We start from the raw sequence: 18252 nt of genomic DNA, 5'->3' as shown, positions 1-18252 counted from the left end.
TGCCTAAAACCTTAACAGCTTCTTAATTTTCGTCAAAGCAATCGAGGCAATACAGTTAACCTCCGCCCGCAAGGGTGCATTTCGAATCGTGCAACCGAAGGCTCTCGCAACTATCGATTGAAGGTATTCTGGCGGCTCACGCGATCGAGCGCGAGGGAACCACGTGCAGCTGCTCGTCGGTCCGCCGGCCGTGCGAGGCATTGAGCAACTGGCGGATGCGCACCGCGGGAACCGGCCGGCTGAACAGGTATCCCTGTGCTTCGGTCACCGCGCCGTCGGCGCTGATCAGCTCGAGTTGCTCGTTGGTCTCGATGCCCTCGACGACCACCGACATGCCGAGATCCGCAGAGAGCCGTGCCACGCCGCGCAGCAGGGTCAGCGGACGATCGCTGTCGATGCCTTCGAGGAAGGAACGGTCGATCTTGACCTTCTGCAGCGGGAAATTGTGCAAATAGCTGAGCGACGAGTAGCCGGTGCCGAAATCGTCCAGCGAGATCCGCACGCCGAGCGAGCGCAATTGCGACAGCACGTCGTGGGTCAGCTCGGTATTGTGCAGCAGCGAGGATTCGGTGATCTCGATCTCGAGCCGGTGCGCCGGCAGGCCGGACACCTCGAGCGCATAGCGGACCTCGCTCAGCACGTCGCGCTGATGGAACTGCTGCGGCGAGAAGTTGACCGCGACGCTGACCGCCTCGGGCCATTTCATGCATTCCATGCAGGCCTTACGCAGGATCCAGCGGCCGAGATCGACGATCAGGCCCATGTCCTCGGCGACCGGAATGATGTCGACCGGAGAGACCGTGCCGCGCGCCGGATGGTTCCAGCGCAGCAACGCCTCGCAGGTGCTCACCTTGCCGGACTTCAGGTTGATCAGCGGCTGGTAGAACAGCTCGAATTCCTCGTTGGCGAGCGCCTTGCGCAGGTCGAGCTCGAGGATACGGCGGGCCTCGACGGTCTGCGCCATCTCGTCGCGGAAGAAGCAGAAGGTGCCGCGGCCGTCGGCCTTGGCGCGGTACAGCGCCATGTCGGCGTTCTTCAAGAGCGTGTCGGCACCGACGCCCGGCGCGGTCATCGCGATGCCGACGCTGGCGCCGATCTCGACCAGATGGTTGTCGATCTTGTAGCGCTCGCTGAGCCGGTCGACGATGCGCCGCGCCAGTGCGGCGGCGTCCTCATGCGAGTGGATGTTCTGCTGGAACACGACGAACTCGTCGCCGCCGAACCGCGCCACGAAATCCTCCGGACGCAGCATCTCGCGCAGCCGCTCGGCGACCGCGCAGAGCAGCTGGTCGCCGCAGGGATGGCCGAGCGTATCGTTGACCTGCTTGAACTGGTCGAGGTCGACGAACAGCAATGCGGAACGATGTTCGCCGTGCTGCATGGAGAGCAGCCGGCCGATCTCGTCGCGGAAGTTGACGCGGTTGGGCAGCGCGGTCAGTTCGTCGTAGCGCGCGAGGTGGCTGATCCGGGCCTCGGCGTCCTTGCGCTCGGTGATGTCCTCGACCAGCAACACCGTGCCGCCGCCGGCCATCGGCTGGAACGTCCAGTCCAGCGACCGGTTCTGCGCCGGATCGGGATCGCTGGTGACGATGTCGCCGCGCTGCGAGCTCTCGATCTCGTACAGGATCTGTTGCGCGGCCGCGGCCGAGATCGCGCCCGACAGCACGCAGGCATTGCAGATATCGGTCGCGCTGGCGCCGCGCTGCACGAAGTCGTCCGACAGCTGCATCATCTCGATGAAGCGGTGGTTCATCACCGCAAGGCGTCCGTCGGCGCGGAACATGCACAGGCCGTGCGGCATGTTGTTGAGCGCGGTATCGAACTGATGCGCCAGCGCCGCCTCGCGGAAGCTCGCGGTCAGCGCCTTGACGAAGATCGCATGCAGGCTGAGGTTGATGCCTTTCAGGCCGAGGAAGAACAGGACCAGCAGGGTCGCAAGCCCGACATAGTAGAAGTCGCCATGCAGCGCCAGGGCGAGCGACATCGGCCCGCAGGCGACCAGCACATGGAGCTGGAGCAGCCGCGGCCGCCCGTAGTTGCGGGCAGCACCGCCGGCGGTGTAGCCGACCGTCACCGCGACGCAGAGCATATGGGCGATCGCATCATCGCTGCCGAGGATGGTGACGAAGCACCAGGCGCCGAGCACCAAGGCGTAGACGATCGCACCGATCGAGTAGCGCGGCGCCCAGACCTTGGCTTCCTCGTAGGTCAGCCCGCCGCCCTGGCCCTCGTCGTATTTGCGCATCCAGATCGCGCGCGCGGTGCCGATGGCGATGATCAGGAAGGCGAACGGCCACAGCAGCGGATTGCCGGTCTTGAGTGCCGTCATCACGGCGGCAAAGGCGGTGGCGACGCTGCCGAGGAACATCGCCCAGAAGTTCTGGCGCATCGAATCCACGAGAGCAGCGTAGAGCACCCGCTCCAGCTCGTCCTGGCTGCCTCGTCGTTTCTGATCAACCAACTGCATCTGCAGACGTACGCGTCCCTTTCCGGCTGCGTAGTTCTAGCGGTCGCAGGTGAAGTCTTTCTGAGGGAACATCGTTAGCGAGTTGTTGCCGGGAACCCGCTGCGTCCGAAATTCACCATAAGTTTCCGTGCGCTAGGTAAGAAGTGCCGACCGTCCCCGGGGTTCCCCGGAGGCGGTCTGCAGCGGCTCACGACAACAGCGGCGACCAGGCCGGATCGGAGGCAAAACCGGGGGTCGGAACCCGCAGCTCGTTGCGTCCGGAGACGTCGATGGTGAACAGCGACGGGCCGCTGTTGCCGCCGGGATCGCGGAAGAACATCACGACGCGCCCGTTCGGCGCAAACGTCGGGCCTTCATTGTGGAAGCCCGAGGTCAGGATGCGCTCGCCCGAGCCGTCCGGCTTCATGATGCCGATCGCGAACTGCCCGCCGCCCTGCTTGGTGAAGGCGATATAGTCGCCGCGCGGCGACCACACCGGCGTCGAATAGGTGCCGTCGCCGAACGAGATGCGCTGCGCCCCGCCGCCGGTTGCCGGCATCACGTAGATCTGCGGCTTGCCGCCGCGATCGGATTCGAAGCACAGCCGCGTGCCGTCGGGCGCATAGGACGGCGAGGTATCGATCGCCGGCGTATCGGTCAGCCGCGTCATCGACTTCGAGCGCAGATCCATCACGAACAGGTTGGAGTTGCCGCCCTGCTGCAGGCTCATGATGACGCGCTGGCCGTCCGGCGAGAAGCGCGGCGAGAACGACATGCCCGGGAAGTTGCCGACGATCTCGCGCTGGCCGGTCTCGATGTTGAGCAGATAGACGCGCGGGTCGCCCTGCCCGAACTCCATATAGGTGATTTCCTGGGTCGACGGCGAGAAGCGCGGCGTCAGCACGAGATCCGAGCCGCGGGTCAGATAGCGCACATTGGCACCGTCCTGGTCCATCAGGGCGAGGCGCTTGACGCGGCGATCCGCCTGGCCGCTCTCGTCGACGAACACGACGCGGGTATCGAAATAGCCCTTCTCGCCGGTCATCCGCTCGTAGATCTGGTCGGAGATGATGTGGGCGATACGGCGCCAATATTCGGCCGAGGTATCGTACTGCTGGCCGGCGAGCTGCTGGCCGGTGTTGACGTCCCAGAGCCGGAATTCCGCCTTCACCCGCCCGTTGCCCTGGCGCGTCATCCGGCCGGTCACCAGCGCCTGCGCGTTGATGCTCTTCCAGTTGTTGAAGTTCGGCGCCGCGTCGATGTTGATCTGCTTCTCGAGATAGGCGGCCTGATCGATCGGCGCGAACAATCCGCTGCGCTTCAGATTGTTGGTGATCACCTGGGTGACGCCGACGCCGACCTCGGCGTCACCGGGTGTTCCGGCGGCGAAGTTCGGGATTGCGATCGGCACCGGCGCGAACTCGCCTTCGGTGATGGTGATCCGCTTTTGAGCGAATGCAGGGCCGGTGAGCCCGCTCAGCATCGCGCCGGCGGACGCCATTCCAGACAGGATCTGCCGGCGGCTCGGACGGAATAGCGTTTCAGGCAATCGGGTCTTGTCAATCATCGCTCGAACTCATGCTCGTAAACGGTGGCGCGCATTTTCAGCTCTGCCTCTCGGTAAAGGCCGGCTCGAAGAACTGCCACTCCTCAAAGAAACCTGGAGGCAATCGATAGGGCTGGCACTCGATGATCGCGCGCAAGCCGCTCTCCTGATACACCCGAAGATAGGGCGTCTTCGCCGTTCCCACCACGACCGGCATGCCTTCCAGCGTGCCGTCGCGCTTCAAATGGATTGAGAACACGGCCTCCGCCATCTGCGCCTCGATCCCGCCGTAAGGCTTTTTCCAGCAGCGTTCGACCTGCTGTCGGAACATCGCGCCCCAGGTCGCGGAGTTGTCGGCAGCCTTGCCCTTTGCCGTGCCGAGCGCCGCGTTGGCGTTCAGCGCATCGCCGGTCGCGGCGGCGCGCGTCGGGTCGCGCTTGTCGAGCAGGGCTGCGATCTTGCTCTGGTCGAACACGCGATCCTTCGGCTTCTGCTCCGGCGGCGGCTTGGCGGCCTGCTGCACCGGCTTCGGCGGCGGCTTCTTCTCTTCCTTCTTGATCGCTTCGGCGATCGGGTCAGGCTTCACCGGGTCGGGCTTCTTCTCGACCGGCTTCGGCTCTTCCTTTGGCTTGTTCTCGACCTTCTTCGGTGGATCCGGCTTCTTGTCTTCCGGCTTCTCCACCTTCGGTGCCGGCTGCGGCGCGGTGTCGGTCACGACCGGCGGCTTCTTCTCCTCGACCTTGCCGACGGTGTCGTCGACCGGCTTGGCCTCGGCGACCTTGTCGACCAGCGGCTTGGGATTTTCCTTCTTGCCGTCCTTCTGGCCGGCCATGACATGAGAGAGTTGGTCGGGCGAGATCACGTCTACGGCAACGGATTCCTCTTCAGGCATCACGTACGCCTTGGTCGACCACGACACGAGGCCCCACCCGATCACGAGGACGTGCAGGACAATCGATGCCGCCAGAGTCTTGTCGACCTTGACCTTCAAATCAGGCTTCCCCGTGCCTTGCCGCACATGGTGGTTATCCGCCTTCCGGGATGATGACGATATTCGCCTTGAATCCCGCGGCCCGGACTTCCCCGAGCAGTTTCATCATATCCGTGTAACAGACGTCCTTGTCGCCGCGCAGATAGACCACTTTTTCGGCATCCGACCGGGCGTCTCCGATCGCCTTGATCTTGGCCGGAAAATCGGCGGCCGTGACCGGCGCATCACCCAGATAGAGCTCGACATTCGAGTTGCAGCCGCCGCCGGTGCGCTTGACCGACAATGTCAGCGGCGGCTGGTTCGACGAGATCGACTTGCCGCCGCTCGCGACCGGCAGGTCGATGTCGATGTTCGACGTCATCAGCGGCGCCGCCACCATGAAGATGATCAGCAGCACCAGCATCACGTCGACCATCGGCGTGACGTTGATCTCGGCCATGACCGGCTTGCGCCCGCCGCGGCGGCGTCTGCCACCGCCGGACCCTGCCATGCTCATCGCCATGATCGTGCGCTCACAAGAGTGACCATCGTGACCATCACCAGTCTCAGCCCCGCTCGTCGATCTGACGCGACAGGATGGCCGAGAACTCGTCGGCGAACCCCTCCAGGCGCGCGGCCTGCCGGTTCACCTCCGAAGTGAACTTATTGTAGAAAATAGTCGCCGGAATTGCGGCAATCAGGCCGATTGCGGTGGCGAACAGCGCTTCCGCGATACCGGGCGCCACCACCGCCAAGGAGGTGTTTTTCGAGGCCGCGATCGACTGGAAGCTCGACATGATGCCCCAGACGGTGCCGAACAGGCCCACAAACGGGCCCGCCGAGCCTACGGTCGCCAGCACCAGCAGCCGGCGTTCCAGCCGTTCCACCTCCCGGGCGATCGAGACGTTCATGACCTTCTCGATTCTGGCCTGCAGGCCGGCAAACGACCGCGACTGGCTCTCGAAGGAGCGCTTCCACTCCCGCATCGCCGCCACGAAACAGGCCGCCATCGACTGGGTCGGCTTGGCCGAGAGCGCCCGGTAGAGCTCCTCGATCGACTGGCCGGACCAGAATGCCTGTTCGAACTTGTCCATTGCCCGCTTGGTGCGGGCGTACAGCAGGATCTTGTCGATCGCGATCGCCCAGACCCACACCGAGCAGGACAGAAGTCCCAACATCACGCATTTGACGACCCAATGGGCCTGCCAAAACAACGCGATCAGCGACACGTCGCTCGATGCCAGTGGCAGAGTTGACTGAGCCACATCGGCGGGATTCATCGGCAATATCCTCTCAACGCAAGTGTCCCAATTCGGCGGGCCGCCCAATCGGCACCCCTTCCACGGCCGCGCCCGGCGCGGCAAAAACTGCGCGAGAGCCTCTTACATCTGTCGCATGGGGGGCCCGTCCAAAGCCGGGCCCTGCTTCCCCTGCCAACATGTCAAAACGAGGGCTTTTCACGCGTCATTCCGACCCTAACCAAACGCTAATCATGGTTAAGGCGAGGTTACCAAAGGGAAATCTGGAGGCGGGAAATGCCGCCGGCCGAGCCGGTTGGCGGGTTCCCGGGATGAACGGATTGCTGGGTATGGGGGAATGGTTGGCGCCCCGCCCCTCCCGCCGTCGTCCTGGCGAAAGCCAGGACCCATAACCACCGAATTTGGTGATGAGCGGGACCGTGGCCCCAGCGTCGCGCAACAATTGAGATTTGGGGTAATGGGTCCTGGCTTTCGCCAGGACGACGATAAGGATGGGTCTCGATTCAAGATGTCAAACAACACGTTCAGTGTCATCGCCCGGCTTGACCGGGCGATCCAGTATTCCAGAGGCAGTCGTTATTGACCCGAGAGGCCGCGGCGTTACTGGATCGCCCGGTCAAGCCGGGCGATGACAGCTGTAGGTGGGGACGCAGTTTCGCGTTCTCGCGACATGAATCGTCCGAGCTTTGCATTTCGTTTCGCCGCTCTGAAATCAGAGGGCGCAGGGAAAGCCGGGTGCCGATCGCACCCATGGGCCCCGTGCAAAAGGTAGAAAGCACGGGGGTAGGACCACAGGTGTAACCGGAAACAACCCGGCTTTCCCTGCGCGATGGGTTACGGCTTACTTCGTGCTCTCCCCGGCGAGACTTGGCTTTGTTGTCACCGTCTCCGCAACGCGCACTGCGCAATTCGAGAGACACCTGCCATTAGGGCGTCAGGACCACACGACTTCGCCGTCCGCCTCATGCGCACTCGTCAGTTGCGCAATCGGCGTCCACCGCATCTCGACCCGCGTTCGTGACGACCGCGAAGCGCCCCTCGTGCCGGGCGAGATTTCGGATTTATAGCATCGAGCCATACTTCGGATAAAGCGAAATATATTTGTCGTGGGGGCTTGACGCCTTTTGCTGAGTTGCCCGTCGGGCAATTCAGTGGCATGGGGCGCGCTTCGTCATTCCGGGGCGGCGGAGAGAGGCTTTGCCTCAAGTCAAATGCCTGACGATCGCAAGCCCGGCGAACAGACCCGCGATCGACAACGCCACCGAGCCCGCCACATAGAGCACGGCAAGCCCGAGCTCGCCGCGCTCGTAGAGCAGTGCGGTGTCGAGCGAGAAGGCCGAGAAGGTGGTGTAGCCGCCGAGGATGCCGGTCATCAGGAACAGCCGCCAGGGCTGCGAGGCGTCGCCCTTGAAGGCGAGATAGCCGGCGATCAGGCCCATCACGGTCGAGCCTGTGATGTTGATGATGAAGGTGCCGTAGGGAAATGCGGTGCCGATGCAGCGCGCGCAGGTGACGTTGATCAGCTGCCGCAGCGTCGCGCCGAGACCGCCGCCGAAGAACACCAGAAGATAGCTTGCCGCGTTACCCACCAATGCCCCCGCTGGTGTGTGGAGAAGCCTGAGCAGTCTTTGCTCAAAACTCACCCTCCCCTGGAGGGGGAGGGTCGGTTCGCATGAAGCGAAGCGGAATGCGAAACGGGGTGGGGTGATCTCTCGGCACGGGCAATATGCCGTGCGGATAGACCGTCACCCCACCCCGCCGCTCATTTCATTCGCGTCGACCCTCCCCCTCCAGGGGAGGGTGAAGAGGCGCGCGAAAGATTCCGATCGACGCTTAGCCGGCCTTGCCGAACAGCTCGTCGACATAGTCCCAGTTGACGAGGTTTTCGACGAACGCCTTCAGATAGTCCGGACGGCGGTTGCGGTAGTCGATGTAGTAGGAGTGCTCCCAGACGTCGACGCCGAGGATCGGCAGCGCGCCGTGGACCAGCGGGTTCTCGCCGTTCGGGGTCTTGGCGATCTCGAGCTTGCCGCCCTTGACCTGCAGCCAGGCCCAGCCGGAGCCGAACTGGCCGACGCCGGCGGCGGCGAAATCGGTCTTGAACTTCTCGAAGCCACCGAGGTCCTCGTTGATCTTCTTCTCCAGCCGGCCGGGCAGCTTGCTGCCACCGCCATTCGGCTTCATCCACTTCCAGAAATGGAGGTGGTTGTAGTGCTGGCCGGCATTGTTGAAGACGGCCGCGTTCTTGCCGAACGAGCCCTTCACGATCTCCTCAAGGGACTTGCCTTCGAATTCGGTCCCCTTGATCGCGTTGTTGCCGTTGGTGACGTAGGCCTGGTGATGCTTGTCGTGGTGAAACTCCAGCGTTTCCTTGGACATGTAGGGCGCAAGGGCGTCGTGGGCGTAGGGCAGATCGGGTAGCGTGAAGGTCATGGGGTAATGTCCAACAGAGGGTGGGAGACTACACTTAACGGGTCCCCCTTATAGAAGGTTCCACGGCGGAGAAACACCGCATTTTCAGATCGTGTATGACAGATCGGCACAGCCCAAAGCCGCACTCAGGACCCGGACGATGAGCATCGAAATCGACATTCTCAACGGAGATGCGTCATGGCAGCGCGCCGAGCCGCTGCTCCGGGCGGTCTGGAGCCCCGATATCATGGAGAAAAAAACCTGGGCCGATATCAAATGGGCTCACGCGGATTTGCGCGTGCTGCTCGACGCGCCCGACGACAGCGGGCTCGCCTGCCATGTCGGTATCTATTTCCGGACGATCACCTGGAACGGCCACAAGGTGCATGTCGGCGGCATCGGCGGGGTCTCGACCCGCGCCGATTGCCGGGGGCGCGGCTATGCGTCACTCGCGCTCGACGCCGCCGTGCACACCATGCGTGCCAATGATGCGGTGAAATTTGCAATATTATTCTGCGAGCCGCACAATTTCGCGTTCTACCAGGCGCGCGGCTGGCATCCCTTCAGCGGCGAAGTCCATTGCGAACAGCCCTCGGGCAAGATCCGCTTCGAGGCGATGGCACCATTCGTCAACGACATCGTCCGTGCGCCGCGCCAGGGCAAGATCGACCTATGCGGCCTGCCGTGGTGACCCCTGCGCGGGCGGTGGTGGCGAGGACCAGCTCAAACCCGTAACATGTTGATCATCATTTATTGAACGAACCCGGTCCACTGGCGTCGAATTGCAGTGCGCCCCTCTCCCGCTTGCGAAGTGAGCCGCGACGCATGACCATTGAAGCCTCGATCGACGACGTCAGGTCCGCCGTGGCTGCGCCTGCGGTACCGGTCGATCATTTGTTGACCGCACCGATCCTGCCGACGCTGCTGCGACTGGCGATCCCCAACACCATCGCGATGTTCGGCTCGACGCTGGTCGCGGTTGCCGAGACCTCTTACATCGGCCGGCTCGGCACCGAGCCGCTGGCCGGCATCGCGCTGGTGTTTCCGTTCGCGATGCTGAACCAGATGATGTCGGCCGGCGCGATGGGAGGCGGCGTCTCCTCGGCGATCAGCCGCGCGCTCGGCGCCGGAGATCGAGCGCGTGCCGCCGATCTGGCGCTGCATGCGGCGATCATCGGGGTCGGCCTCGGCCTGTTCTTCGCCGTGATGATGCTGGGCTTCGGCCGCAATTTCTATGCGCTGCTCGGTGGACGCGGCGGCGTGCTCGAGCAGTCCTTGCATTACTCGCAGGTGCTGTTCTCCGGCGCGATCTCGATCTGGCTGGTCAACACGCTCGCCTCCGTGGTGCGCGGCACCGGCGACATGCGGATTCCCTCGATGACGCTGATCACGGTATCGCTGATCCAGATCGCGGTCGGCGGCGTGCTAGGGCTCGGACTGTTCGGGGCACCAAGTCTCGGCATGCGCGGCGTCGCGGCAGGACAGCTCACCGCCTTCACCTGTGGTGCGATCTTCCTCGCCTGGTATCTCGCCTCTGGCCGCAGCCGGTTGAAGCTCGACTTCGCCGCCTTCAGCTTCCAGCGCGGGATGTTTCTCGACATCCTCAAGGTCGGCGCGATCTCCTGCCTGTCGCCGCTGCAAAGCGTGCTGACGATCCTGATCTTCACCAAGATCCTGGCCGGCTTCGGCACCGAGACGCTGGCCGGATACGGCATGGGCTCGCGGCTGGAATTCCTGCTGATCCCGATCGCGTTCGCGGTCGGCGTCGCCTCGGTGCCAATGGTCGGCATGGCCATTGGCGCCGGACTGGTCACGCGGGCCCGCAAGGTGGCGTGGACCGCGGGCACGGTCGCCGGGCTGGCCGTCGGCCTGGTCGGGCTTGTTGTCGCACTGAAGCCGACGCTGTGGATTGCACTGTTCACCACCGACCCCGGCGTGACCGCCGCCGCCTCGTCCTATTTCGCGCTGGCCGGCCCCGCCTTCGGCTTCTTCGGCGTCGGCGTCTGCCTTTATTTCTCCTCGCAGGGCGCGGCCAAGGTCGGCGGACCGGTGCTGGCCGGGACCATCCGCCTGCTGCTGGTCGGCATCGGCGGCTGGTGGCTCGCGACCGTGAGCGCGCCAGCATGGACGCTATTTGCGCTGGTCGGGGCTGCGATGGTGGCGTTCGGGCTCGCCACCATCATCTCGATCCGGCTGACCCGCTGGAGCTAAACGTTGCAAGGCAGCCGAGCCTTGCCTGAGCATGGCGACCCGGGAAGAACGCAATAAAATTTTCCGGGTACCGCGCGCTCGATCGCGCGATTATGACATTGCAGAAATCTTTCGACTTGTTATGCAGGCCGGCTTCTTGGGGAATGAGCCATGGCCTGCAAACTCGGATTCGTGATCGCAATCATTGCGACGGCACTCGCCGTGTCGTCCGCGCATGCGCAAGGCGCGCCTGAGCCGGCCGGCGTCTGGCAGACCCAGGCGGGCGATGCCCGCGTCAAGGTTACGAAATGCGGCGGCGGCATCTGCGGCGTGGTGGTGAGCCTGCGCGATCCGATCGACCCGATGACCGGCAAGCCCCAGGTCGATAACAAGAATCCCAACCCGTCACTGGCCAACCGGCCGATCATCGGGCTGCCGCTGTTCACCGGCATGCATCCGGTCGCCGCCGGCAAATGGTCGGGCCAGATCTACAACGCCGACGATGGCGGCACCTATGCAAGCAGCATTACGGTGACCGGCGAGACCACGCTGCGCGTCGAAGGCTGCGTCGGCGCGCTGTGCGGCGGCGAGACCTGGTCGCGGGTGGGGCGCTGATTGATCCAAGCGTCGTCGTCGCGCGATGCGTTCCGACCTCTCCCCGCAGAAGAGCGGGGAGAGGTTAGAAAAGCAACCCCTTGCTACGCCGCGCGCGTCTTCAGCACGGTTGCGGCCGAGGCGTAGCCGCCGCTTGCGCCGTCGATGAAGTGGACGTGGTCGGCGCGCATCACCGACGGGGTGAAGCAGGTCATCATCGCGGCATCCTGCTCGTGCAGGCCGTAGCGCACGACGCGTTGCGCGGCTGCGGCGACAAGGCGCTGCTCGATGTCCGCGGCAAGCTCCGGCGTGCAATCCAGGATCATGCGCAGGCCGTCGTCGAATTTGCGGAAGTCGGAATTCTCGACCACCTGCCGCACATAGCGCCTCGGCACGAACTTGCCGATCGGGATGTTGAACCGCATCAGCGTATAGGCCCACAGCGTGAATGCGAGCACCGTGGCCCGCCGCAGCGCAAGCGGGCCGCCGCGCCGCGCGCGCGCTTCATACTCGATCCCCTGCGGGGGCCAGCGCAGCGGCGGGCCGCCCGGCGGCACCGGCCGTCCGGCGTCGGGGCTCTTCTCGATACGCACCACGAGGTCTTCGATCACCTTGCGGAAGGACGCCGGATCAGCGTCCTTTGCCGGCAGCACCAGCACCGAGAGGATGACGCCGCGCGCCGAGGGCATCACCTCGAAGCGGCAGGACAGGCCGGACAGATCGGGCTGTGTGCCCACAGGCGCCGGGTCGACGGCGAACTCACCGCGCTTCATCGCGGCATCGGCGTAAGCCAGCCCGCCGCCGGAGAACATCGCATAGGACAGATTGGCCGACGGCCCGAAGCGCGCGACGCGCACGTCGAAACCCGCGGCGCGGATCGCCGCCATCGGCACCAGCGCCACCCGCAGCACCAGATCGAGGTCGTCGTGCACCCAGCGCGCGGTCGCCGCCAGCGCCTCGCGCGCTTTGTCGAGATCGGCGGGCGCGACCGCAAAACTCGCGCCGTCGCCGCCGAACACGAAGGGGAATTCGCGGCCATCGAGCGCATTGGTGACGGAAGCGACCACCGCGGCGCCGGCCATGTTGACCGCCTTGTAGCGCTGCGCCGCGATCGCCTTGGTCGACTCCACGATATCGGCGACGCCGACCGACCAGTCGTCGGGCAACGGCGCATACAGCGCCGGATCCATCAGGCGCGCGAAACCGCGAAACACCGGAATGCCGCCGTAGAAGATCTCGCTGCCGCCAGCCATCGCAACGCCGTACCGTTTCCGCCTCTAGAATCTCTAGCAGATACGGCGCGGGTTGGGGCAGGTTTTGAACCGCAGCCCGGAGTGGAGTCCCGTCATCCTGAGGAGCCGCGAAGCGGCGTCTCGAAGGATCGACGGCCACCAGCCGGGCCGATTCATCCTTCGAGACGCGCTTCGCGCTCCTCAGGATGACGGGGATAGAGGGCGTGTCTCTATCATTTCACGCCGCCTCGCCGGCCCTTCGCCATGGCGGAAACGGATCGCGGAGCGTTGCCCACGCCTGCGGGTCCATGCCGGGCTTGCCCGCGACGAGGCAGGCATCGAGCCGGCGGCGAATGTCGTCCTCGTTCATGCCGGAGCCGATGAACACCAGCTCCTGCCGGCGATCGCCGTAGAGATCGTTCCAGCTCCGCTGCATCATCAGCTTCCAATCGGGATGATCCGGCCAGCGCTCGCGCGGGATCGCCGCCCACCACGAGCCGAGGCCTTCGGTGCGGACGATCGCGCCGGCCTGGCTCAGCTCGCCGCACCAATCCGGGCGCGTCGCGATCCAGAAATGGCCCTTGGCGCGGATCACGCCTTGCCAGCTCTCGCGCAGGAAGCCGTGAAACCGCATTGGATCGAACGGGCGCCGCGCGCGATAGACGAAGCTCTTGATGCCGTACTCCTCGGTCTCCGGCACGTGCTCGGTAAAGCCATAGAGTTCCTTGTGCCAGAGCGGATGCTGCTGCGCGCGCTCATGGTCGAAGCGGCCGGTATCGAGCACGCGGTCGAACGGCACCGTTGCGAAATTGGCATCGATGATGTCGGCGTCAGGATTCAGCGCGCGCACGATGGTGCGGGCCGCTTCGCGCTGCGCAGGAGTCGCGGCATCGATCTTGTTCAGCACCACGACATCGGCGAACTCGATCTGCTCGACCAGCAGGTCGACCAGCGTGCGCTTGTCGCCATCGAGCGCCTCGCCGCGCTGGCTGAGGAAATCGGTCGAAGCGTAGTCCTTCAGCAGATTGGCGGCGTCGACCACCGTGACCATGGTGTCGAGCCGCGCGACGTCGGACAGGCTCTGGCCATCCTCGTCGCGAAACTCGAAGGTCGCGGCGACCGGAAGCGGCTCGGAGATCCCGGTGGATTCGATCAGCAAATAGTCGAAGCGGCCGCTCTCGGCGAGCGCGCGCACCTCCTTCAGGAGATCGTCGCGCAGGGTGCAGCAGATGCAGCCATTGCTCATCTCGACGAGTTTTTCGTCAGTCCGGGACAGGTTCGCACCGCCATCGCGGACGAGGTCGGCGTCGATGTTCACCTCGCTCATGTCGTTCACAATCACCGCAACCTTCAGGCCGTGGCGGTTGTTCAGGACGTGGTTCAGCAAAGTGGTCTTTCCAGCCCCGAGGAAGCCGGACAAGATGGTGACGGGGAGTTTTTGCATCGAGATCAAACAGTTGCTGGAGGGATAGACGGCGGCGGGACATGCGGTATTCGCTTTATGTAATGTTATAACATAACATCAAGCGGCGAGCAGATTGTCAAGCGCCGGCGGCGCCATCAGTTTGCGTCATTCACGAAAGCGTAGCCCGGATGGAGCGCAGGTCACTTGATCCGTCATGCTGAGGAGGCCGCGCAGCGGCCGTCTCGAAGCATGCACGGCCCCGCTCTGACAGCTCGGCCGTCCATCCTTCGAGGCTCGCTCCGCTCGCACCTCCAGCGACAAAGGCGAAGCCTTTGCGCGGGGATGACGGGGTTACGAGTCTCGCCTACTTCCCCAAGCCGCGCAGCACGAGCTGGTTCAGGCGGCTGGCGAAGGCGGCCGGATCGTCGGGCATCTCGCCGTCGAGGATCTGCGCTTGCTCGAACAGCAAAAGCGAGAGATCCCTGGCCTGCGCCGTGTCGGTCGCGAGTGCTGCGACCAGCGGGTGGCGCAGATTGATCTCGAGGATCGGTTTCGTAATCTCGCCGCGGTTCTGCTGGGCGAGCAGCCGCTCCAGCGCGCGGTCGCGGGCGTCGCCGCCGGCGACCAGGCACGACGCGCTCGAGGTCAACCGCTGCGAGGCGCGGACGTCGGAGACGCGCTCACCGAGCGCATCCCTGATCACGGCGATCGTGGTCGCGGCATCGGCTGCCGGCTCGTCCTTCTTGTCGTCCTTGTCGTCGGCGAGCGGGATCAGGCCGAAATCGACATCGCCCTGGCTCAGCGACTTCAGCGGCTTGCCGCCGAAATCGATCGGCGCCGAGGTCCAGAACGCATCGACGGGATCGGTGAGCAGCAGCACCTCGATGCCGCGGGCGCGCGCCGATTCCAGCTTCGGGTTCGACTTCAACCGCTCGACGCTGTCGCCGACCAGATAATAGATCTCGGTCTGGTTTGGCTTGAAGTCGTCGACAACTTGCTTCAGCGAACGCTTCTCGCCCGACGTCGTGGTAAAGCGCGCCAGCGCCAGCAGCTTCTCGCGGCGCTCGAAATCCTCCCACAGGCCTTCCTTGATCACCGGGCCGAACGCGTCCCAGATCTTCGCGAAGGTCTCGGGCTCCTTCTCGCCGAGCGTCTCGAGCTCGCTGACGACGCGGCTGGTGACCGCTTTGCGGATCTGCGCGAGCTGCGGATTGTTCTGCAGCATCTCGCGCGAGATGTTGAGCGGCAGGTCCTCGCTGTCGATCACACCGCGGATGAAGCGCAGATAGGCCGGCAGCAGCTCGGCATCGTCGGCGATGAAGACGCGGCGGACATAGAGCTTGACCTTGCCCTTGCGCTCGACCTGGAACAGGTCGAACGGCTTTTGCGACGGCGCGAACAGCAGCACGGCGTAGGACTGCCGGCCCTCGGCGCGGTAGTGCAGCGTCATCGCAGGTTCGTCGAACGCGCCCGCGATCTGCTTGTAGGCCTGCGCGTAATCCTCCGGCGTGAGCTCGGACTTCGAGCGCTGCCACAGCGCGCTCGCCGAATTGATCTGGCGCGGCTCGCCCTCCTCCGGCACCAGCAGGATCGGAAACTGGATGTTGTCGGAATATTCGCGGACGATGCGCTCGATCTCGTAAGCCTCGAGATATTTGGCGGCGTCCTTTTTCAAATGCAGCACGATCTCGGTGCCGCGCGCGACGCGGCTGGCCGCCTCCTCGCTTGCGGGGGCGATCTCGAAGCCGCTGCCGCCTTCCGACGTCCACACCCAGACCTCGTCCGAGCCGGCGCGGCGGCTGGTGACGATGATCCTGTCGGCGACCATGAAGGCGGCATAGAAGCCGACGCCGAACTGGCCGATCAGATTGGCGCCGTCCTTGGCCTCGGTCAGCTTCGACAGGAACGATTTGGTACCGGAGCGCGCGATGGTGCCGAGATTGTCGATCAGCTCCTGACGCTCCATGCCGATGCCGGTATCGATCACCGCGAGCGTGTCGGCCGCCTTGTTCGGCACGATCCTGATTTCCGGCGGCGTGCCGTCGGTGATCAGGCCGGGATTGGCGATCGCCTCGTAGCGCAGCTTGTCGCAGGCGTCCGACGCGTTGGAGATCAATTCGCGCAGGAAGATGTCGGTCTCGGAATAGACCGAATGCACCATCAGGTGCAGCAATTCGGCAACCTCGGCCTGGAACGGCTGGGATTCGGCGGCGGCAGTGGTGGTCATGCGGAAACTCGGACAAACCTGAGGTGGCGGGAAAGCCCTGATATAACGCGATCGCGCCGCGTGGCAAGACGAGCGGGGGAACCGTCAGTCCGAGATCGCCGTGAGATAGCGCTGCACCGAACGGTCGAACGCCGCCCTGGCATCAGAGGCGATGTTCTTGCCCCACCAGGCGCCGTAGATCCGATCAAAGGCCAGCGGCGCGACCGCACGGGCGACGCCGCGGACCGCTTCGGCGTTGAGCGGGATGTAGTTCGGATAGGAATACATGAAGCTGACCGAGCGGCGGTCCATTGCCACCATCGCGATGTCGCCGGTCAACAGCGCCCCGCGCCCGTCGGCGCCGTTGCGCCAATGCAGCATGGTGGCGCCGGCAAAGTGCCCGCCGCCGCGCACCAGCAGGATGTCGTCGGAGATGCGCTGGCTGTCGCCCTGCCACGGTACGATCGACCGGTAGGGCCGCGTCACCCATTGCGCATCGTCGCCGTGCAGATAGACCGGCGCGTCGTCGAACGCCGCGCTCCAGTCGGCGACCGCGCCATAATAATGCGGATGCGAGATCGCGATCGCCTTCAGCCCGCCGAGCGATTTGACATGCGCGATCGCCTCGGCAGTTGCCAGCGGCACGCAATCCCACATCACGCAGCCGCCGCGATCGGGCACCAGCAGCGCGCGCTGCCCGATTGCAAAGAACGGCTCGAGCGCCAATCCGACGAGGCCGAGATCGTCGCGCCAGACCAGTCTGTGCCGCTGCGCGAGTTCCTCGCGGGTCAGCCACGCCTGGCCTTTCCAGTTCACATATTGCCGCTCGTCCTCGCAGATCGGGCAAGCCGGCGGCGGCGCAGCGGTTTCAGGAAATTGCGCGCCGCATTGTTCGCAGGTCCAGAGAGGCATTAACACCACCCGCGTTGGGATGAAGCTGATCTCTTGATCTACGTCAGCAGCAGCTGGCGTTCAATGCCGGCGTCCCAGTTCCATCTGCAACTCCGCCGGCGCAATGCCGAACTTCCGGCGGAACGAACGGTGGAAATAAGAGAGGTCGTTGAAGCCGACGGTATAGGCGATGTCGCTGATCTTGCGGCCGCCGCCCTGCTCGTGCAGCAGCAGCCGGCGCGCCAGCAGCAGCCGCTGCTCGAGGACGAATTCCGAGAACGTGGTCCCTTCGGAGGCAAACAGGCGCTGCGCCTGTCGCGTGCTCAGCGCGTTCGCCTTTGCGACCGCCTCGATCGAAAGCTTGCCATTGTCGAGATTCTTCAGGACATCGGCCTTCATCAGATCGAGCCGCGCCTTCGCCACGCCATCCCGTGCGGCCAGTTCCTTCTGCTCGGCACCGCTGCCGAGCACGAGACCAACCAGATCGGCCAGATGATGCGCCGCCACCTGCTGGCCCGGCACGTCGAGATCGCCGGCAAGCTCGGTGCAGAGCGCGGAATAGCGTTCGATCATCGTGCTCAAGGCCGGATCGCGCCCGAGCACGCGCGCCAGCTGCGTCTCCGTCGATGGCGCCACCTGGAGCAGCAGACGCCGCGGAAACCGCGTCGTCGTGAAGCTGCCGGACTGGGTGAGATCGGCGGTGCCGACGATATTCATCTCGGTGAGGCACATCTGCCCGCGCTTGAGCTCGACCGCCTTGCTGCCTTGCGTGACCTGAACGTTGCCGCGGGTCGCGAAGATCAGCACCAGATCGTCACAGCCGTCATCGAGAAGCGCGCGGGTCCGGGCGAAGCGCGCCGAGCCGCCGCGTGGCGTCGCGATCGCGACCGTGTGCAGCAGCGTGAACTCGTTGTGGCAATCGATGCGGTTATCGTCGGCCGGTCCGACGTCGAGCCGGCAGAAGCCGCGGCAAATGCCCTCGCGCCAAGCCTCATAGGCCGGCCCTTTCGCCAGCCCATGATGGAAGATCGAGAACCGGTTGGGCACCTGTGTCTCGGACATGATCCGTGCTCCGAACGCGCGATCGATCACGACGCAATA

15 protein-coding genes are annotated in these 18252 nt (G+C 64.6%); 3 read left to right on the top strand and 12 right to left on the bottom strand.

Features of this window, described 5'->3' with window-relative positions:
• Positions 1-136: 136 nt before the first annotated feature.
• From BI327_RS15160 to BI327_RS15130, 7 genes are all read right to left on the bottom strand, one after another.
• Positions 137-2467, bottom strand: coding sequence for a putative bifunctional diguanylate cyclase/phosphodiesterase (locus tag BI327_RS15160; RefSeq protein WP_076861208.1), 2331 nt, complete (start codon positions 2465-2467; stop codon positions 137-139).
• 187 nt (positions 2468-2654) lie between these two features.
• Positions 2655-3947 carry a Tol-Pal system beta propeller repeat protein TolB gene (tolB, locus tag BI327_RS15155; RefSeq protein WP_394329864.1) on the bottom strand — a complete coding sequence of 431 codons (1293 nt, stop codon included), beginning with the start codon at positions 3945-3947 and terminating at the stop codon, positions 2655-2657.
• A gap of 103 nt (positions 3948-4050) precedes the next feature.
• Entirely contained in the window at positions 4051-4983 is a 933-nt protein-coding gene (locus BI327_RS15150) for a cell envelope integrity protein TolA (protein ID WP_076861204.1), read from the bottom strand.
• A 34-nt stretch (positions 4984-5017) separates the two neighbouring features.
• Complete coding sequence (locus BI327_RS15145) at positions 5018-5485, bottom strand: biopolymer transporter ExbD (protein WP_016846953.1); 468 nt, start codon at positions 5483-5485, stop codon at positions 5018-5020.
• A 43-nt stretch (positions 5486-5528) separates the two neighbouring features.
• Positions 5529-6242, bottom strand: coding sequence for a protein TolQ (gene tolQ / locus BI327_RS15140; protein WP_016846954.1), 714 nt, complete (start codon positions 6240-6242; stop codon positions 5529-5531).
• Between the two features lie 1181 nt (positions 6243-7423).
• Positions 7424-7810, bottom strand: coding sequence for a fluoride efflux transporter CrcB (gene crcB, locus BI327_RS15135; protein ID WP_028338252.1), 387 nt, complete (start codon positions 7808-7810; stop codon positions 7424-7426).
• A 244-nt stretch (positions 7811-8054) separates the two neighbouring features.
• Positions 8055-8654 carry a superoxide dismutase gene (locus tag BI327_RS15130; protein WP_076861202.1) on the bottom strand — a complete coding sequence of 200 codons (600 nt, stop codon included), beginning with the start codon at positions 8652-8654 and terminating at the stop codon, positions 8055-8057.
• Between the two features lie 139 nt (positions 8655-8793).
• Between BI327_RS15130 and BI327_RS15125 the strand changes: the two genes are divergently transcribed.
• From BI327_RS15125 to BI327_RS15115, 3 genes are all read left to right on the top strand, one after another.
• On the top strand, positions 8794-9324 hold the full coding sequence (locus BI327_RS15125; RefSeq protein ID WP_076861201.1) for a GNAT family N-acetyltransferase: 531 nt from the start codon (positions 8794-8796) through the stop codon (positions 9322-9324).
• A 134-nt stretch (positions 9325-9458) separates the two neighbouring features.
• The gene (locus BI327_RS15120) at positions 9459-10844 is read left to right on the top strand and encodes an MATE family efflux transporter (protein WP_076861199.1); all 1386 of its coding nucleotides are present in this window, start codon (positions 9459-9461) and stop codon (positions 10842-10844) included.
• 150 nt (positions 10845-10994) lie between these two features.
• Positions 10995-11438 (top strand): DUF2147 domain-containing protein, encoded by a 444-nt coding sequence (locus tag BI327_RS15115; RefSeq protein ID WP_076861197.1) that lies wholly within the window; start codon positions 10995-10997, stop codon positions 11436-11438.
• A gap of 83 nt (positions 11439-11521) precedes the next feature.
• Here the strand turns inward: BI327_RS15115 and BI327_RS15110 are convergent, their stop codons facing one another.
• From BI327_RS15110 to BI327_RS15090, 5 genes are all read right to left on the bottom strand, one after another.
• Positions 11522-12670, bottom strand: a complete 1149-nt coding sequence (locus tag BI327_RS15110; RefSeq protein WP_076861195.1) for a DUF3095 domain-containing protein — start codon at positions 12668-12670, stop codon at positions 11522-11524.
• Positions 12671-12887: 217 nt separating this feature from the next.
• Positions 12888-14093 (bottom strand): zinc metallochaperone GTPase ZigA, encoded by a 1206-nt coding sequence (zigA, locus tag BI327_RS15105; protein WP_076862153.1) that lies wholly within the window; start codon positions 14091-14093, stop codon positions 12888-12890.
• 325 nt (positions 14094-14418) lie between these two features.
• Positions 14419-16281, bottom strand: a complete 1863-nt coding sequence (gene htpG, locus BI327_RS15100; protein WP_076861193.1) for a molecular chaperone HtpG — start codon at positions 16279-16281, stop codon at positions 14419-14421.
• 84 nt (positions 16282-16365) lie between these two features.
• Complete coding sequence (locus BI327_RS15095) at positions 16366-17172, bottom strand: MBL fold metallo-hydrolase (RefSeq protein ID WP_076861191.1); 807 nt, start codon at positions 17170-17172, stop codon at positions 16366-16368.
• 60 nt (positions 17173-17232) lie between these two features.
• Entirely contained in the window at positions 17233-18213 is a 981-nt protein-coding gene (locus BI327_RS15090; protein ID WP_076862152.1) for an AraC family transcriptional regulator, read from the bottom strand.
• Between the last annotated feature and the right edge of the window lie 39 nt (positions 18214-18252).

It is taken from the genome of Bradyrhizobium mercantei (assembly GCF_001982635.1).
Lineage (GTDB): Bacteria > Pseudomonadota > Alphaproteobacteria > Rhizobiales > Xanthobacteraceae > Bradyrhizobium > Bradyrhizobium mercantei.
This window is presented reverse-complemented; position numbering and strand designations above follow the sequence as displayed.

Excerpts from the sequence above, each read along its gene's own strand:
- BI327_RS15160 (WP_076861208.1), bottom strand. The coding sequence starts at position 2,467 with ATGCAGTTGGTTGATCAGAAACGACGAGGCAGCCAGGACGAGCTGGAG.
- tolB (WP_394329864.1), bottom strand. The coding sequence starts at position 3,947 with ATGGCGTCCGCCGGCGCGATGCTGAGCGGGCTCACCGGCCCTGCATTC.
- BI327_RS15145 (WP_016846953.1), bottom strand. The coding sequence starts at position 5,485 with ATGGCGATGAGCATGGCAGGGTCCGGCGGTGGCAGACGCCGCCGCGGC.
- tolQ (WP_016846954.1), bottom strand. The coding sequence starts at position 6,242 with ATGAATCCCGCCGATGTGGCTCAGTCAACTCTGCCACTGGCATCGAGC.
- BI327_RS15130 (WP_076861202.1), bottom strand. The coding sequence starts at position 8,654 with ATGACCTTCACGCTACCCGATCTGCCCTACGCCCACGACGCCCTTGCG.
- BI327_RS15125 (WP_076861201.1), top strand. The coding sequence starts at position 8,794 with ATGAGCATCGAAATCGACATTCTCAACGGAGATGCGTCATGGCAGCGC.
- BI327_RS15120 (WP_076861199.1), top strand. The coding sequence starts at position 9,459 with ATGACCATTGAAGCCTCGATCGACGACGTCAGGTCCGCCGTGGCTGCG.
- BI327_RS15115 (WP_076861197.1), top strand. The coding sequence starts at position 10,995 with ATGGCCTGCAAACTCGGATTCGTGATCGCAATCATTGCGACGGCACTC.
- BI327_RS15110 (WP_076861195.1), bottom strand. The coding sequence starts at position 12,670 with ATGGCTGGCGGCAGCGAGATCTTCTACGGCGGCATTCCGGTGTTTCGC.
- zigA (WP_076862153.1), bottom strand. The coding sequence starts at position 14,093 with ATGCAAAAACTCCCCGTCACCATCTTGTCCGGCTTCCTCGGGGCTGGA.
- htpG (WP_076861193.1), bottom strand. The coding sequence starts at position 16,281 with ATGACCACCACTGCCGCCGCCGAATCCCAGCCGTTCCAGGCCGAGGTT.
- BI327_RS15095 (WP_076861191.1), bottom strand. The coding sequence starts at position 17,172 with ATGCCTCTCTGGACCTGCGAACAATGCGGCGCGCAATTTCCTGAAACC.
- BI327_RS15090 (WP_076862152.1), bottom strand. The coding sequence starts at position 18,213 with ATGTCCGAGACACAGGTGCCCAACCGGTTCTCGATCTTCCATCATGGG.